This is a genomic window from Lactobacillus sp. VURO6/B1 (VP7) (assembly GCF_058139575.1).
This window is the reverse complement of sequence record NZ_JBVOWJ010000010.1, coordinates 1-18,029: the sequence shown is the minus strand read 5'-3', so window position 1 is coordinate 18,029 and position 18,029 is coordinate 1. Positions and strand designations below refer to the sequence as shown.

13 protein-coding genes are annotated in these 18,029 nt (G+C 35.2%); 12 read left to right on the top strand and 1 reads right to left on the bottom strand.

The window, feature by feature from the left end; genetic code table 11:
• Positions 1-82 precede the first annotated feature (82 nt).
• From hrcA to ACZ2M0_RS06550, 10 genes are all read left to right on the top strand, one after another.
• Entirely contained in the window at positions 83-1,132 is a 1,050-nt protein-coding gene (gene hrcA, locus ACZ2M0_RS06595; RefSeq protein WP_223901644.1) for a heat-inducible transcriptional repressor HrcA, read from the top strand.
• Between the two features lie 12 nt (positions 1,133-1,144).
• Positions 1,145-1,732, top strand: coding sequence for a nucleotide exchange factor GrpE (gene grpE / locus ACZ2M0_RS06590; protein WP_223901645.1), 588 nt, complete (start codon positions 1,145-1,147; stop codon positions 1,730-1,732).
• 18 nt (positions 1,733-1,750) lie between these two features.
• Positions 1,751-3,613: a molecular chaperone DnaK gene (dnaK, locus tag ACZ2M0_RS06585; RefSeq protein ID WP_109586389.1), complete on the top strand. Its 1,863-nt coding sequence runs from the start codon at positions 1,751-1,753 to the stop codon at positions 3,611-3,613.
• A 78-nt stretch (positions 3,614-3,691) separates the two neighbouring features.
• Positions 3,692-4,834, top strand: coding sequence for a molecular chaperone DnaJ (gene dnaJ / locus ACZ2M0_RS06580; RefSeq protein ID WP_223901646.1), 1,143 nt, complete (start codon positions 3,692-3,694; stop codon positions 4,832-4,834).
• Positions 4,835-5,407: 573 nt separating this feature from the next.
• The gene (locus ACZ2M0_RS06575; protein ID WP_490058940.1) at positions 5,408-7,009 is read left to right on the top strand and encodes an ATP-binding cassette domain-containing protein; all 1,602 of its coding nucleotides are present in this window, start codon (positions 5,408-5,410) and stop codon (positions 7,007-7,009) included.
• The gene (locus ACZ2M0_RS06570; protein WP_490058939.1) at positions 6,999-8,585 is read left to right on the top strand and encodes an ATP-binding cassette domain-containing protein; all 1,587 of its coding nucleotides are present in this window, start codon (positions 6,999-7,001) and stop codon (positions 8,583-8,585) included. Before ACZ2M0_RS06575 ends, ACZ2M0_RS06570 begins: the two co-directional genes overlap by 11 nt.
• 172 nt (positions 8,586-8,757) lie before the next feature.
• Positions 8,758-10,596 (top strand): translation elongation factor 4, encoded by a 1,839-nt coding sequence (gene lepA / locus ACZ2M0_RS06565; RefSeq protein WP_490058938.1) that lies wholly within the window; start codon positions 8,758-8,760, stop codon positions 10,594-10,596.
• 34 nt (positions 10,597-10,630) lie between these two features.
• Positions 10,631-12,907: a single-stranded-DNA-specific exonuclease RecJ gene (gene recJ / locus ACZ2M0_RS06560; RefSeq protein WP_490058965.1), complete on the top strand. Its 2,277-nt coding sequence runs from the start codon at positions 10,631-10,633 to the stop codon at positions 12,905-12,907.
• Between the two features lie 100 nt (positions 12,908-13,007).
• Positions 13,008-13,535 carry an adenine phosphoribosyltransferase gene (locus ACZ2M0_RS06555; RefSeq protein WP_490058937.1) on the top strand — a complete coding sequence of 176 codons (528 nt, stop codon included), beginning with the start codon at positions 13,008-13,010 and terminating at the stop codon, positions 13,533-13,535.
• A gap of 287 nt (positions 13,536-13,822) precedes the next feature.
• Positions 13,823-14,341, top strand: coding sequence for a GNAT family N-acetyltransferase (locus ACZ2M0_RS06550; RefSeq protein WP_084600339.1), 519 nt, complete (start codon positions 13,823-13,825; stop codon positions 14,339-14,341).
• A gap of 395 nt (positions 14,342-14,736) precedes the next feature.
• On the opposite strand, the gene ACZ2M0_RS06545 is transcribed toward ACZ2M0_RS06550, so the two are convergent.
• On the bottom strand, positions 14,737-17,010 hold the full coding sequence (locus tag ACZ2M0_RS06545) for an HAD-IC family P-type ATPase (RefSeq protein WP_490058936.1): 2,274 nt from the start codon (positions 17,008-17,010) through the stop codon (positions 14,737-14,739).
• 223 nt (positions 17,011-17,233) lie between these two features.
• On the opposite strand from ACZ2M0_RS06545, the gene ACZ2M0_RS06540 reads away from it, so the two are divergent.
• Together ACZ2M0_RS06540 and ACZ2M0_RS06535 are read left to right on the top strand one after the other, a co-directional pair.
• The gene (locus ACZ2M0_RS06540; RefSeq protein WP_490058935.1) at positions 17,234-17,563 is read left to right on the top strand and encodes a YxeA family protein; all 330 of its coding nucleotides are present in this window, start codon (positions 17,234-17,236) and stop codon (positions 17,561-17,563) included.
• 22 nt (positions 17,564-17,585) lie between these two features.
• Positions 17,586-17,921, top strand: a complete 336-nt coding sequence (locus tag ACZ2M0_RS06535) for a YxeA family protein (protein ID WP_490058934.1) — start codon at positions 17,586-17,588, stop codon at positions 17,919-17,921.
• Positions 17,922-18,029: the final 108 nt, after the last annotated feature.

Here is an 18,029-nt window from a genome sequence, read left to right as displayed (position 1 = left end):
ACTTGACATTCTGCTAAAAGCTAGTATCATATTAATTGTTAGCACCTGATAGGATTGAGTGCTAAAAGTGAGGGCGATATTTATGTTGACCGAACGTCAAGAATTAATTTTAAAAACTATTATCAATGATTTTACGCAGACACATGATCCTGTTGGCTCTAAAACAGTGATGAATCAATTGCCTATCAAAGTTTCGAGTGCAACTATTCGTAATGAAATGGCGATTTTAGAAGATAAGGGTTTGATTGAAAAAACTCATTTGTCAAGTGGTCGAGTACCTTCAACAGAGGGCTACCGTTACTATCTTGACAATTTAGTTGAGCCGTTGCAAATTTCATCTTCTGTTTACAAGAAAATCATTAATCAGCTTGATCAGCCGTTCCATCAAGTAAATGACATCGTACAGGAAGCGGTTAAAATTTTGTCTGACTTAACAAATTACACTGCATTCGCGGAAGGGCCTGAGAATAGTGATTTAACTATTACTGGCTTTCGTATTGTGCCTTTGTTTAGCAGACAAATTATGGCCATTCTAGGTACTAGTGATGGTGATGTTCATGACCAAGTTTATAACTTACCAAACAATATTCATGGTGATGACATTGAACGGGCCGTACGTATGATTAACGATGAATTAGTTGGAAAAACGCTAGATCAAGTTACACCAGGTTTTCTCAAAAAGGCCCTAGGTAAAAAGCTAAAAGCTGCTCATGTTTCTGAATTAATAGACTTAGTTGAAGATGTGATTAGTGATGCTGCCAGCGAGCAAATGTATGTCGATGGTCAGATTAATTTACTCAATAACATTTCTTTAAGCGATGTTTCTAATTTGCGATCATTATATGAAATGATTGAGCATAATGATTTGATGTCCAGTCTTTTGGATCGCGAGCAAAATTCTAAAAGTGACCGCTATCCTGTTCGGGTTAGCCTAGGATCTGAACTGTCCAATGATCTATTAAAGGATTATAGTCTGCTTACGGCAGAGTATAGTGTTGGTACCCACGGAAAAGGGATAATTGCTTTACTTGGCCCTGATAATATGCCGTATTCTCAAGTTATAGGATTACTTGAATATTTTAGAAACGAGTTGTCTAAAAAGTTGCTTGATTATTATGGTAGATTCAAATAAAGGAGGTTAGCCGTGAGTAAGGAAGAAATTCATAGTAAAAATTCAAAAAAAGAGCAAAAAGAAACAACTGAATCAAAAGAAGTTAAAAAGGATTCTCAAGCTAAGGCTAACGCAAAAAAGAAACCTGAGTCTTTAGAAAGTAAATTGCAACACAATTTGACTCAGTTGCAAAAAGATAAAGACGACTTGGAAGATAAGTACTTGCGCAGTCAAGCAGAAATGCAAAATATGCAAAATCGGTATAATAATGAAAGAGCGCAGCTTATTAAATATGAATCACAATCTTTAGCTAAAGATGTTTTACCAGCGATGGATAATTTAGAAAGAGCTTTGGCAACAAAGGTTGATGATGAAGCTTCAAAGCAGCTTAAAAAGGGAGTGCAAATGACACTTGATTCTCTGGTTAAAGCCATGAAAGATCACGGAATCAGTGAAATCACTGCTGAAGGTGTGAAGTTTGATCCCAATTTGCACCAAGCTGTTCAAACAGTTGAAGCTGAAAATGATGATCAAAAAGATCATGTTGTGCGGGTTTTGCAAAAAGGATACTTATACAAAGATCGTACTTTAAGACCAGCGATGGTTGTTGTAGCACAATAATTGAAAGGAAGCATATCAATGTCAAAAGTTATCGGAATTGACCTCGGAACTACCAACTCAGCAGTTGCTGTTCTTGAGGGTAAGGAACCAAAAATTATTACCAACCCAGAAGGAAATCGTACTACTCCATCAGTAGTCGCTTTCAAAGATGGAGAAATTCAAGTCGGAGAAGTTGCTAAGAGACAAGCAATTACTAATCCTAATACTATTTCTTCAATTAAGCGTCACATGGGTGAAGCTGATTATAAGGTCAAGATTGGTGATAAAGCATACACACCTCAAGAAATTTCCGCTATGATTTTGCAATATATCAAGAAATTCTCTGAAGATTATCTTGGTGAGAAGGTTACCGAAGCAGTCATTACCGTTCCTGCATACTTTAATGATGCTCAGCGTCAAGCTACTAAGGATGCTGGTAAAATTGCTGGCCTTGATGTTAAGAGAATAATTAACGAGCCTACTGCATCTTCACTTGCTTATGGCCTTGATAAAGATGCTGAAGATGAAAAAGTTCTGGTTTATGACCTTGGTGGTGGTACCTTTGATGTTTCTGTTTTGCAATTAGGTGACGGAGTCTTCCAGGTACTTTCAACTAACGGTGATACTCACCTTGGTGGCGATGACTTCGATAATAAAATTATTGATTGGCTGATCAAGAATTTTAAAGATGAAAATGGAGTCGACCTTTCTAAAGATAAAATGGCTTTACAAAGGCTAAAGGATGCCGCTGAAAAAGCTAAGAAAGATTTGTCTGGCGTATCTTCAACTCATATCTCATTACCATTTATTTCTGCTGGTGAATCTGGACCATTACATTTGGAAGCTGATTTAACTAGAGCGAAATTTGACGAATTAACTGCTGATTTAGTTGATAAGACAAAGATTCCATTTGACAATGCATTGAAAGATGCTGAATTAACAGTTAATGACATTGATAAAGTTATTTTAAATGGTGGGTCAACTCGTATTCCTGCTGTTCAGGATGCAGTTAAGAAGTGGGCTGGTAAAGAGCCTGATCACTCAATTAACCCAGATGAAGCTGTTGCTTTAGGTGCGGCAATTCAAGGTGGAGTTATTTCTGGTGATGTTAAGGACGTAGTTTTACTTGATGTCACTCCTCTTTCCTTAGGTATTGAGACCATGGGTGGCGTATTTACTAAGTTAATTGAAAAGAATACGACAATTCCAACTTCAAAGAGTCAAATTTTCTCTACTGCTGCTGACAATCAACCGGCTGTTGATGTTCACGTTTTGCAAGGTGAGCGCCCAATGGCTGCTGACGATAAAACATTAGGTCGTTTTGAACTAACAGACATTCCTGCCGCTCCACGTGGTGTTCCTCAAATTCAAGTTACATTCGATATTGACAAAAACGGCATCGTTAATGTTTCTGCTAAAGATATGGGAACCGGTAAAGAACAAAAGATTACCATCAAGAGTTCATCCGGTTTATCTGACGAAGAAATCAAGAAGATGCAAAAAGAAGCTGAAGAACATGCTGAAGAGGATAAGAAGAAGAAAGAAGAAGTTGATCTTCGTAATGAAGTCGATCAATTAATCTTCTCAACTGAAAAGACTTTGAAGGATGTCAAAGGCAAGGTATCAGATGATGATACTAAGAAAGTTCAAGATGCACTTGATGCTTTGAAGAAGGCTCAAAAGGACAACAACTTGGATGAGATGAAGTCCAAGAAGGATGAATTGTCTAAAGTTGCCCAAGACTTAGCAGTCAAATTGTACCAAGCTAATGGTGGGGCTCAAGGTGCACAAGGACAGGCTGGACCTCAAGCAGGACCACAAAATCCTGGTTCCCAAGATGGCAATTCAGGTAGTGGTTCCGCAGGTGAAGGCGAGTTTCATAAGGTAGACCCAGATAAGTAAAGGGTTTATAATTGAATAAATTAGAAAAGAACTGCCAAAAAGTAGTTCTTTTCTTTTGTAAAGTTAAGGAGCTTATAGATGGCACAAGAAGATTACTATAGCGTTCTGGGTGTTGATCGCAATGCCAGTGATAAGGAAATTACCTCTGCTTATCGTAAACTTGCCAAAAAATACCACCCTGATTTAAACCATGAACCGGGTGCTGAAGAAAAGTATAAGAAGGTTAATGAAGCCTATGAAGTTTTACATGACCAGCAAAAACGAGCACAATATGACCAATTTGGTTCGGCCGGAGTCAATGGTCAGGGAGGCTTTGGCGGTGCAGGTCAAGGATATAGTGATTTTGGCGGCTTTGGTGATTTTGGTGATATTTTTAATGATTTCTTCGGTGGTGCAACAGGAGCAAATCAGCGTCGCGCCAACCCAACAGCACCAACTCGTGGTGAAGATCTAGACTATACTTTGTCAATTGATTTTATGGATGCAATCACGGGCAAGAAGACTCAGGTTTCATACACTCGGAGTGAAACATGTCCTACATGTAAAGGTAATGGTGCTGAAAAAGGAACGCATCCGATAACCTGTGATAAATGTAATGGTACTGGTTACATGACAATAACCCAAAAATCTATGTTGGGAGTTATTCGTCGGCAGACAGTTTGTGATAAATGTCATGGCAAAGGCGTAATTATCGAGCATCCTTGCCAAACTTGTCACGGCAAAGGCGTAATTGATGGCAAAAACACTATTGAAGTTAATATTCCAGCCGGAATAGATAATGGACAGCAATTACGTTATGAAGGTCAGGGCGAAGCAGGTAAAAATGGTGGTCCTTATGGAGACCTTTATATCAGTTATCGTATTAAGCCATCAAAAGATTTCGAACGCAAAGGTACTACTATTTATACTACTGTTCCAATCTCGTTTGCCCAGGCAACTTTAGGCGATGAAATTAATGTTAAAACCGTGCATGGAGAAAAGAAATTAAAAATTCCTGCTGGTACACAGCCTAATAAAGAATTTACTTTGCGGGGCGAAGGTGTTCCATATTTGCGTGGCAGTGGTAATGGCGATCAAATTACTACTGTTCAGGTACAAATACCAAAATCAATTAACGAAAAACAAAAGCAGGCTTTAGTTGAATTTGTTAAAGCTGGAGGAGGCTCAATTACCCCTCAGGAAAAAGGCTTTTTTGAAAGATTAAAGGAAAAATTGCAATAAAAAATATGCTATTATTACTGTGAATGTTGGTCTGCAAAAATGGAGAATTATGATGTTGAGTTGCCCAAAAGGTTATAAATACTGGTGTAAAAATGGATCTGACTTGACTATTAAACCTGACGCACCTTGTTGGGCCAAAAAAGAATTCAAAGATTATATGAGGCTTTTTAAAGAGAGTGGCAAGCCAGATAAAAATGGCATTATAAGATATTATTAGTATTAATTGAAAGTTTAACTAAAGGACTAATTCTTCAAATTTGGTGGGATTAGTCCTTTAATTTCGGAAAAATGATTTTTTGTGGGACTAATTGAATATTTAGTGTCATCAATTACCAAAGTCTAGTTATAAAGAATAAATAATACCAAGACAAAGAAGAAAATGTATATGAAAAGACACTGAGCAGTGATATGACTCCCAAATTTAGGACAAATTTGGGGGTCACATCACAGTATAGCTCAATGCCTTTTTTTCTTGGTCTAGAAATAGTTTTTTCTGATTTAATTGATTTTAAATTTTTACGCGCTATAATGTAATAAATATTTAATAATTTGTTAATAATATGGGCAATAAAAATGAAATTAAGTAACTTAATAAAAGCAAATGTTTTAAATTCAATTTTGATCGTATTTTTAGTGTTAATTTATGGCTGTGGTTCTGCCTTCAGCTCATACGTTATTAAGTTCGCTTATAATAGCCTGAGTAAAAGTCATTTCTTTCAATTTTTGTACTTTATTTTGGTTAGTCTAATTACAGGATTAGTTGCCTTTATAATTAATTCTGTGGCAACGTGGCTTTATAGTAGACAGCTGCAACAATATATTGGCTTGATCAGAGATAATCTCGTTAAGCATTATTACCGCAGTAAATCTGTTTCTACAGCAGCAATGGTAAATAATTTAAATAATAATTTGCAGCTATTAACTGACCAATATGGTAATCAAGTTTTGCGTATACTTAGTTCCCTTTTTGTAATGATTACTTCGACAATTGCTTTAGTCATGTTTCATTGGTCGATAGCTGTTTTAGTAGTTACTTTGGTCATTATCACTTTATTAGTGCCAAAACTAACGCATAAAGCTCTAACGAAAGCAACCAAAAAAATTTCTGAACAAAATAAAAAATATTTAAATACCATTTTTCAGTGGTTTAACGGTCTGGCAGAATTAAGAAGGTACCTAGCATTTGATGCCTTTAGTCATTATTTGACAAAAAAGGGGACAGATTTGGAGCAATCTTATGTTGACAGGCAAAAAGTCATGGGACTGGCTCAATTTATTAATGGGTGTGCAAATTCTTTTTCTCAAGTAGCTGTGACATTTCTAGCAACAATTTTATTTTTCGCTAAAATTGTTTCTTTCGGTACTATTATTGCTACAGGAACTTTTGCATCTAGTATCTTTAATTCAGCTTTGACTATCACTACCGCATTAACAAGAATGCAGTCAACCAAGAATATAAATCAACAACTAAATGAACTGCAAAGAGAAATTCCAAGCACATATTCAAATGAAGCAAATTTTTCTGTAATAAAAACTAGAAGTTTAAAGTATAAATATCCAAATAATAGAGAAATTTCCTATCCTGACATGACTATCAAGAAGGGCGAGAAGATTCTATTGCAGGGTAGAAGTGGTTCTGGTAAATCAACTTTATTCAAACTGCTTTTGGCGGAATTAAAACCTACCAGTGGACAAATATATTTTTGTGATAAGAAAGGGAACAAGGTTAAAGTTGACCGCAGTCAAATAAGTTATCTGGCGCAAGACAATTTTCTATTTCCAGCATCTATCAAAGATAATATTACCATGTTCAATAGTAAATTAGATAAAGCTGTTGAAAGATATGTAAAATCAGTTCAACTGGAGTCAGATTTGGCTGGCTTTCCGTCTGGCCTAGAAACGCTGGTTGATGTTGACAAAGATAATCTTTCTGGTGGTCAAAGACAAAAGATTGTTTTAGCACGTAACGAGATCCAAAACAAGCCCGTAATTTTAGCCGATGAGTCTACTAGTGCCATTGATGAGAATGCAACAAACAAAATAATTAGTAATCTTTTGAATAGTGGTCAAACTATTATAGTTATTGCTCATAATCTTACTAAAGATACTAAAAAATTGTTTGATAGAGTGATAAATATTGACCCTAATCGAGGTGAAGCTAATTATGACGTTTAAAGGATTGTATTCAACTAATAAAGTTAGAATGATAGTCATTTTACTACTAGAATTTACTACTTCCGGCTTAGTTATTGGTACAAGTTATATCAGTACGTATATCTTTTCTTTCATTCGCAAAAGAATGATAAATGAGTTTCTTTTGTTTTGCCTAATCGTGTTACTTTTATATTTTGCTAGTTATTTAGGCATGAATTTGTGTCAGTATTTAATTGAAAAACAAATTCAACAATATAATCATCAAGTAAGAGCAGAAATTATTGCCCATTTTTTTAATGATTACGCTCACCACAGTCCAAATAAAGTACAAAACATACTCACAAATGATCTTAACTTAATTAAATCCTCTTCTTTGAGCATTTATACCGATATTCCCTATTATGCCGCGCAAATTCTTTTTGTTATCTTAGCCCTCTGGTCATTTCATTGGAGCTTGTTAATAATAGTATTATTTTTAGGCAGCTTAAATTTGTTGCTCCCGCGCCTTTTACGAAAACCCTTGCGAAAAGCTGTTCGAAATTTATCTTCAGCTAACGCGTCATATTTAAAAACTGCAGAAAATTGGTTGGATGGATTAACTGACTTGCAAAATTTTATGGCTGGAAAAAAACTTTCAATTGTAATGGCAAAAGCCTCGAAAAAACTGGAAAAAGCAAATATTAACCGCACAAAGACTATACAATTCTTATCAGTTTTGAATAAAGCAAGTTCAGTTTTGTTAAATTTCTTTCTATTGATTGGCACTGCTCTGTTAATTACACAGAAAATTATTCCTTTTGGCGTGATCGTTACCGTTGAAAATTTTAGTGCAAATTTATTAGAAGCATTACAGAGTCTTACAAATGAAGTTGGACAAATTTCTTCTGCTGGTCAATTAAATCAGAAAATTGCCAAAGATCGTGTTCCAGTGACTGATGTAACAGACGGTATAGAGCCTATAAGTTTGCAGACCCACAACTTAAGCTATATTTTTTCTAACGGTCAAAAACTAACTTTTCCAGATATCACTATTAAACCACACGAAAAAGTTTTATTAATTGGTGATTCTGGTAGTGGTAAGACTACTCTTTTTAAATTGCTTTTAGGTGAATTGAAACCTACAACTGGTGTAGTTGATTTTTTTGATCAGAATAAAAACAAACTTAATCCGCAAAACTTAAGGTTAGGCTACATTCCTCAATTACCTGTTTTGTTTCCCGTTAGTATCAAGGACAATATAACAATGTTTAATAAAGATCTAGAAGAAAATCTAAAACGAGTAATTAAAAATACCTGTTTTAATCAGGACCTTAATAAATTTGCTGCAAAAGAAGAGACAATTATTAACTTAAATAATTTGAATGTGTCTGGGGGACAAAGGCAAAAAATAGTTTTAGCTCGGTCAGAGATTCACGAAAATCAATTTTTGTTAATTGACGAAGGTACTTCGGCAATAGATGAAGAAAATAGTGCGGTAATAATTAACAATATTCTTAATAGTCCAGTTACGGTATTTATGATAGCGCACAATTTGAATCAGAAGATTCAAAATAAGTTTGACAAAACGATTTATTTAAACAAAGGAGATAGGTCTTAAATATAATTTACAAATAAAATTAGTACAAAAATCCCCAAATTTTTTATCAAATAGAAAAACAAATCCAATTAATCAATAGTTTGGACCTGCTTTACTTTTTACTTAATTGCTTTTAACTGTTTCAGTTACTTTGTTATAATAGTAAAGATAGAGTAAAGGGTGCAAATTATTTATGGACATAACAAAATTACAAGATTACCAAAAACATATTCGCAATTTTTCCATCGTAGCTCATATTGATCATGGAAAATCAACCATTGCGGACCGCATTTTAGAGTTGACTGATACGGTATCTGAACGCCAATTGAAAAATCAGATGCTAGATGACATGCCACTTGAACGTCAGCGTGGCATTACCATTAAGATGAACTCGGTCGAAATCAAATATCATGCACAAGATGGCGAAGACTACATTTTTCATCTAATTGATACCCCAGGACACGTGGATTTTTCTTATGAGGTTTCCCGTTCCTTAGCGGCTTGTGAAGGTGCACTGTTAGTTGTAGATGCTTCGCAAGGTGTGCAAGCCCAAACTTTGGCAAATACATACTTAGCAATTGATGATGACTTGGAAATTTTGCCTGTTATAAATAAAATTGATCTGCCTTCAGCTAATCCGGAGCAGGCTAAAGAGGAAATCACAGAAATGTTGGGATTAGATGCTTCCGACGCTATTGAAGTTTCCGGTAAAACTGGGCAAGGAATTAAGGAGTTGCTTGAACGCATAGTTAAAGATATCCCAGCTCCTAATGGAGATCTCCAAGCACCGTTAAAAGCGTTGATTTTTGATTCAAAATATGATGACTATCGCGGTGTTGTTTTATCTGTGCGCATTGAAGAAGGTACAGTTAAACCCGGCGATAAAATAAAAATTATGAATACGAGTAAGGAATATGAAGTTACTGAAGTTGGGGTTTCCAGTCCACATCCAGTTAAAAAAGATATTCTGATTGCTGGGGATGTTGGTTACTTAACTGCCAACATTAAGTCCGTTCGTGAAACTCGTGTCGGTGATACCATTACTTCGGTTGCGCATCCAACTGCTGAGCCACTTCCCGGTTATCGTCAGATACCACCAATGGTTTATTCAGGTATGTATCCCGTTGATAATTCTAAATACGATGATCTTAAAGAAGCTTTGCAAAAATTGCAGCTAAATGATGCTGCTCTGGAGTTTGAACCTGAAACCTCGACTGCTCTTGGCTTCGGTTTTCGTTGTGGTTTTTTAGGTTTACTTCATATGGATGTTGTACAAGAAAGACTAGAGCAGGAATTTGATTTGGACTTAATTATGACCGCTCCTTCTGTTGATTATCATGCCATTATGAATGATGGTACAACAAAGGTAATTGATAATCCCTCTGATTTGCCCTCAGCTGGTGAATATAAGGAGGTACAGGAACCTTTTGTTAAAGCGGAAGTGATGGTTCCGAATGATTTTGTCGGTCCAGTAATGGAACTTTGTCAGCGCAAACGGGGTGAGTTTGTGACTATGGACTATTTAGACAAATATCGGGTTAACGTAATTTACAATATGCCTTTGGCCGAAATCATTTATGATTTTTTTGATGATTTAAAATCTTCCACTAAAGGTTATGCCTCACTTGATTATGAAATTACGGGTTATCGGGCAACTGATTTAGTTAAAATTGATATTCTGTTGAATAAACAAGTTGTTGATGCTCTTAGTTTTATTGCTCATCGGGATGAAGCTCAAAATAGAGCAAGACAAATGACATCAATGCTCAAGAAACTTATTCCCCGGCAGAACTTTGAAGTTGATATTCAAGGCGCTATTGGAGCAAAAATTATCTCTCGTGCCACTGTTAAGCCTTACCGCAAGGATGTTACTTGGAAAATCCATACGGGAGATCCGGATAGAAGGGCTAAACTGCTTGAAAAGCAAAAGAGAGGTAAAAAACGCATGAAAGCAGTAGGTCATGTTGAAATTCCTCAAGATGCATTTATGGCTGTTTTAAAAATGAATGATGACGACTTGAACTCGAGATAAGAAATAATTACAAAAAGGCTGAATTAAATTAATGATTGAATGGCGTGAGCGTAAAGGTGAAGAACTAGCACCCGAGTTAATTGAGAAGTATCAGCTTAGCCCGATTACGGCTAAGCTGCTTTCTTTGCGTGGAATAAATACTGCGGAAAAAATTGAATTTTGGTTTAATGCCACTGAAGATGACTTGGCAGACCCTTACTTAATGCACGATATGAAAAAAGCTGTTGACAGGATTAACCAGGCAATTGATGCGGGCGAAAAAATTACCATATATGGTGATTACGATGCTGATGGCATTACTGCCACTACTATTATGGTGGAAACACTGGGCATTTTAGGTGCCGATGTTCATTTTTTCATTCCCGATCGTTTTAAAGATGGCTATGGACCAAATCTTGAAGCCTACAAAAAAATTGTAGCAGATGGGACTAAACTGATTATTACTGTAGATAACGGTATTACTGGGGTTGACGAGGTTGCTTTTGCCAAAAGAAAAAGCGTAGATACAATAATTACCGATCATCATAAATTTCAAGATAAAATTCCTGAAAGCTATGCCTTGATTCATTGTAACTACCCTGGCCAAGGATATCCGTTTGATGACTATTGCGGTGCTGGAGTAGCCTATACTATTTGCCGAGCTTTAATGCAAGATTCTATGCCAGAATTATTGGAACTGGCAATGATTGGCACAATTGGAGATATGGTTAAGGTTTCTGGAGAAGGTCATATTATCGTTAAACGCGGCTTAAAAATGCTTAACGAGACTCAGCGGCCAGGCTTAAGGGCTCTCATAAAAAATGCAGGTTTACAAATGGGGCATATTGATGAAACCGATGTTGGCTTTAACATTGCACCAAGATTAAATGCCGTTGGTAGACTGGATAATGCGAGTTTAGCCGTTGACCTACTTTTATGTGAGACTGACGAAGAAGCCGAAAAAATAGCGGACAAGATTGAAAGTCTAAACGATAAACGTAAAAATTTAACAGCTGAAGTTTATCAATCTTGTATTAATCAGATTAAAGATAATGGTTGGCAAAGAGATAAGACTTTAGTTTTATATGATCCTAAATTCAATGAAGGGGTTTTGGGATTAGTTGCAAATAAATTAGTTGAGAAAACTCATAAGCCAACCATAGTCCTGACAAAGAATGAAGAGGGAATTATCAAAGGTTCGGGAAGATCTGTAGATGGTTTTAATCTTTTTAACGCCTTAGAACCTTTAAAGGATAGGCTTTTTCTTAAATTCGGAGGTCACGATTTTGCGTGTGGCTTGTCTATGACCGAAAGCAAAATTTCCTCTTTACGCAAATCATTTAAAGATAGCTTTACAGGTACTTTTAATCAAAACATTCGTTATTATGATTGCGAACTACCTTTTTCTCATCTGGATTTGCAAATTATAGCTGATATCAAACAGGTTGGTCCTTTTGGAACTGATAATGTCAAACCCATTTTTAGCATTACTCATCCGAAAATTAACAGCTGTTTTTACATGGGTAAAGATAAAAATCATATCAAATTAACAATTAGTAAAGACCATAATAAGGTTGATGTTGTAGGATTTAACAAGAAGTTTCTTACAAAAATTCTTTTGCCTTATGTAGATCAGCTATTCATAGAGCTACAGGAAAATTGTTTTCGTAAACAAATAAAATTGCAAGGCATTATAAAGGGGATCATTTTTGCTGCACCAAAATTAGCAGTTCCTGAACCAGTTGTTGATTTGCGCAATGAAAAATATGTGATGGGTTTTGCAGACAGATATTTGTTATTTGATAAAAGAAATAAGATCGCTGCTTCTAGTCTATTTGATATTGATCCTGCAAAAATTACCTTGATAAATGATTATGACAATGAAGGTGAAGTAGCCGTCTTGCTTGATGTCCCTCGTAATCAAAAAGAGCTAGATTTTGCATTGAATAATAATTATGAGCAGCTTTACTTGCACTTTCTGATGGATCAATTGCCCGTACAACATTTACCGTTAAAATCTGATTTTGAAATCTTGTTAAAATATATTTATTCTCACCAAGGTCTGACACTGCAAGATTACCGCAAGGTGGGTAAATTTATAAAATTAAGTTACGATAACATTCTCTTTATTTTACGTGTATTCTTTGAATTGAATTTTATTCAATTAGAAGATAATAAAATATTTGGCGTCACTAATCCTGTTAAAAATAAACTGACAAATTCGAAATATTATCAGGCTACAAAGTCACAGATTTCTTTTATAAATAAATTGCGACAAATGTCCAGTCAAAAATTACTAATGTACGTGAATGGGCAATTAAAGCAACATTAATTTTTCTTACTTTTAATGCTTTTAAGTCCGAAATTTGTTAGAATATAAAGGTCGAATAAGCTTTAGCAAGAAAGTTAAGTTTTTGGAGGTTTTTCTTCTTATGGCAAACGATTTTGAGAAACATATTGCAAGTGTCAAGGATTTTCCGAACAAAGGTATAATCTTTCGGGATATCACTCCTGTGCTACAGGATGGCAAATTGTTTCAGGCAGCAACACACAAGTTAGCTGAATACGTTAAAAGTAAAAATGCCGATATAATTGTCGGTCCGGAAGCTCGTGGGTTTATTGTTGGTTGTCCTGTGGCAACGGAATTAGGTATTGGTTTTGTGCCAGCTAGAAAGCCACATAAATTGCCGCGGGAGGTTGAGCGCGCTTCATATGACCTGGAATATGGTTCAAATAGTTTGGAAATTCATAAAGATGCTATTAAACCTGGCCAGCGTGTTGTAGTTTGTGATGATTTACTTGCTACGGCAGGAACTTTAAGAGCGTGCAAGCAAATAATTGAAAACCTAGGTGGGGAGTTAGTAGGTTCTTGTTTTTATATTGAACTACCAGATCTAAAGGGAAAAGACAAATTACCAGGACTTGACGTCTATTCTCTAGTTAAATATCATGGTGCTTAATTTTTATTGATTGGATCTTAAGGATCAAGTTTTCAAAAATAAATATACACAAAATGCTCTTTAATAGTTGAATTTCGGAATCAGCTATTAAAGGGTATTTTTTATCTAAAAGATTTGCCGGCTATAAAAGGGACATGGTTCAGGCTTAGCAAATTTTAATGATTTAGAGCAATAAAAGCGCTTTCTGAAATATGAAAAAAACTTTGAATTTTGAGTCCAAATTTTTTACAAGCTCAAGTCAGGTATATATAATGATACAGTATTTCAAAAAAGGAGAATAGAGTAATTTGCAATTAAGAAAAGCAACAATGGCCGATTTTGACCAAATTATCGCTATTTTAAAAGATGGAGCTAATCAATTAGCTGAACATGGTGTCAATCAATGGCAAGGAGACTACCCCTCAAAGGGTCAAATTAAAGAAGATATTGAAAACGGCTGGGCCTTTTTAGCCGTTTCTGAGGATAAAGAAACTGTTGGTGCAATTGCTATAGTAGATGGACCTGACCATGTATACGATCACTTGGATGGTAAGTGGTTAAGCAATACAGATAAATATGTTGTTATTCATCGTGTAGCAATTCATTCTCAACATTCTGGTAAAGGTTATGCTACTAAACTATTACAAGCTGTAATTAATGATATCAAAGTTAATCGTGATGATATTGATTCAATTCGAATTGATACTCACGAAGACAATAAAGCAATGCAGCATTTGATTGCAAAAATGGGTTTTACAAAAGTTGGCCTGTTACATGGTGTTTATCGTCCTAATGAAACATCATATGTGTATGAATTAAAAAAGTAAAAAAAGATTAATTGTTATTTAAATATACTCAAAATAGCGCTTTAAAAGTAAAAAATTAGACTAAATTGTTTACTTTGGTTATTTTATGTATTAATATAAACATAACGAATGTAATTTAAAGCATTTGTTATAAACGTACAACCAGTGAAAGGGGGGATTCAAGGGTCGATTAGCAAAATAATTATCTATCTTTGTTATTGGCTCGCCTCTTATTAAAAAATTAACTTTCCTGATTAATTTAACTATTTTTTCCTATTCTAAATTATTATACCAAATAGCATATACAAAACCTTTTTACCGGTGTGATGGAAAAGTCAGGAACTCATCGGTAAACCTTAAAAAACCTGATTGCGGAAAATTTCTGCAATCAGGTTTTTCTTTATTTAAATTTAGAATTAGCGATTCTTCATTATTGGTTGATAAAATAGATCAATAACAACTGCCGCAATCAGAGCAATAGCAAAAGTAAGTAATAGGTTCATCCAGTTTATTTTTGTCATAGCTATACCAAACAATGCCAGGATCACGGTCAGAATGACATCGCCTAGTTGTGTTAACCCAACTGCTTTAGAAGGATAGTCTTGCCAAAAGTATTTCTTTGTTCTGGTAATTAAAACTATAAACATAGCACTCAAAACCAGGTAAACATAAACCATCGTTGAGATAGTGCCATGTCCCCAGCCGTGCGTGTTAAGATAGGCAATACCAGCAATACCAATAGCTGTCCAGCCAAAAGCTAATGAAAAAGCAATTTTGGCTAATTTAGCCATATTCCAGTTTTCTGGTTTATAGGTGATATGGGTTCTATCAGTACCAATCATCATTGTCACCATATTATTCATAATCGTGTAAATAACCATAGCGTTTAGCGCCATTGGAATATAGTTAAAGAAAAGGTAGCCAAATGTTAAAAGCATTGTTAATTGTGCAGTTCTGGCTAACTTTGTTAAGGACCAGGTAGTCATTCTTTGGTATACTCTGTGTCCAGCATCAAGTATTTTTACTATTGAAGACAAACCGTCATTCAAAAGTACCATTTTACCAGATCGTTTGGCTACGTCGGCAGCGTTAGACACTGCTATGCCAACTTCAGCTTGCTTTAGAGCAGGAGAATCATTGACGCCATCACCTGTCATACCTACTATATATCCTTTTTTCTGGAAAAATTTGACCATGCGCAATTTATCTTCTGGTAAAACATCTGCAATACCAGCCAATTTACTAGTATCTGTTTGGTCAGTGAAATCACGAATAGAAATAACCTCGCCTTGCAAGTCAACCTGCTTAGCGACTGCAATAGCAGTTTTCTGATTATCTCCAGTCAGCATAATCGGCTTTACTCCCCGCTTTCTGAGTTCACCGAGAGCCGCTTTAGAATCAGTTCTTACCATATCTTGCAAAATGAAAACTCCAGCCAACTCGTCATCAATTAACAAAGCTACCGAACGTCCGGCGCTGAAATCTATTTCTTTTGCCTTTTCGTTAGCATCTTGATCAATTAACGAAAGTTGTTTAAAGGAACCAAGTTTAATATTATGGCCATCACAGGTTGCCATAGAATAACCAGTACTTGAAGTGAAGGGCGTAAAATCTGATGCAGACTTAATGCTTAATCCCTGTTTTTTAACATATTCATCAATTGCAGTATCAATAAGTTTTTTGTTTCTCTGATCTGTAGCAGCTGATGCTAGTTTTAAAACATCATTATTATTCATTGAACTGAAATTAGTCCACTGACCAACTGCTGTTTTATTTTCCGTAATTGTTCCCGTTTTATCGAGCAAAATCAAATTAAGGTTTGCTGCATCTTGAATACCAGTTAAATCAGAAGTTAATACTCCTTCTTTACTTAAACGGGTTGCTTCAAAGGAGTTAGAAAGAGCAAATGTAGAGGGCATTGCAACTGGTATTGAAGCAATAAACATCATTGCTAAAAATGGCAGCATGTTAATCAGATTATTTAGGTCACCACCCTTAAAGAAAGAAGCAATGACAATTACTAAAGTTAGAATTCCATCAAGAATGCATAAATAGTAAATGATTTTAGTTAGCAGTTGTTGCAAGTGGCCAGGAGCTGCAGAATTATTAATTAGGTTAATTGTCTTACCGGAACGAGAGTCAGCACCTGTGGCAGTAACGACTGCTAAACCATTGCCTTCTGTTACAGTAGTACCGGCAAAGGCTGTATCTTGGGGATTTTTCCGCACCGTTCTTGCTTCACCTGTAATTGAACTTTCATCAGTAGAAATTTGTCCATCGATCAGCTTTACATCAGCAGCCAAAACATCACCAGCTTGCATACTGATTAAGTCACCAGATACTAAATATTTTGAATCAATATTCTGCCACTGCCCATCTCTTTGAACAGAAATAGTAGGAGTTAATTTATGTGAAATATTATTCAGCACTCGCCTTGATTGCTTTTTCTTAGAAGCTCCATTCCAAGCAGCAAAAAGTAACATCAATAGCACAAATAATGATTGAATCCATTTTCCTAGCACACACTCCAAAAGTAGGGCAGCTTCGAGAATCCATGCTGATAAATTCCATAACTTGGATAAAAATTCTTTAAAAAAATTGAACTGAGGCTCAGGAACCTCGTTTAATCCATTTTTCTGCAGAAGTTTATCTGCTTCGGCTTGACTTAAGCCAGTAATTTTTTCAGCCATAATTTTACTTCCTTAGTTATAAATACTTAATTTAAATTAGCATAAAAATAAGACTTTTGCTAGCAAATTAGAAATTATCATTTGCAAGTTTGTTTTAATTTTGTATTTAAAATAATTATAGAAAAGTGTAAAATAGGTATAGTAGTGTATTAGTACACCTAAATTTAAATATATCATTTTAAAAAATCGAATTTATTCGCTTTTAATCTAGGAGGTGGAATTCATGTCAGTTAAAAAATTTATTGTGACTTCACTATTAACACTCACAGCTCTATTTTGTTTACCCTTTTTTGTTCACAATGAGATTATAGATTATTTCAACGTTGCGATTCCTGAAACATATAGTTATGCGCAGGTGCCAAAAAATACGCAAAAATATTTTAATGTTCAAGCTTATGATTCTAAAACCGGCAGAAAGCTCCCGTACAAAATAAAAAAAGTAGGAGGCTATGATCCTAGCAGGCAATATATTAAGATTGTCCATAAAGGCCAGTATGTGAAAGAAATTAAATATATTTCCAAAAAAGAATTTCAAAAGAAAGTTCATTCCTAAAAGTTAGATAGAAGGAGATACCATGTTCGAAAAACTTTTGGTTCCAGTTTATGTCTTTTTTCTGATTATAACTAACCAAATTCCATTAGATCACAATTCTTGGATTGATAGAGTTGATCCTGCTATTCCGGAAGTAATTAGTTATGCTAAAGTCAAAAAAAATACGCAAAATTATCTAAACGTTCAAGCCTACAATCCTGATACTGGTAAAAAATTACCATATAAAATTGAAAGAGTGGGTGGCTTTGATCCAAGTAGACAATATATTAAGATCGACCACAAGGGGCAGTACGTCAGAAAAATTAACTACATTTCTCAAACTACTTATCTAAAAGCAATTAATCAAATAGACGACTAGTAATAAAAACAGTAAAAAAAAGCCTGCAGCATGAAGTTAACCCCTAGAATTGGACGTTAACATTAATTCATGTTTGCTAAGGCCGTATTCCGATATTCAATCGGGGTG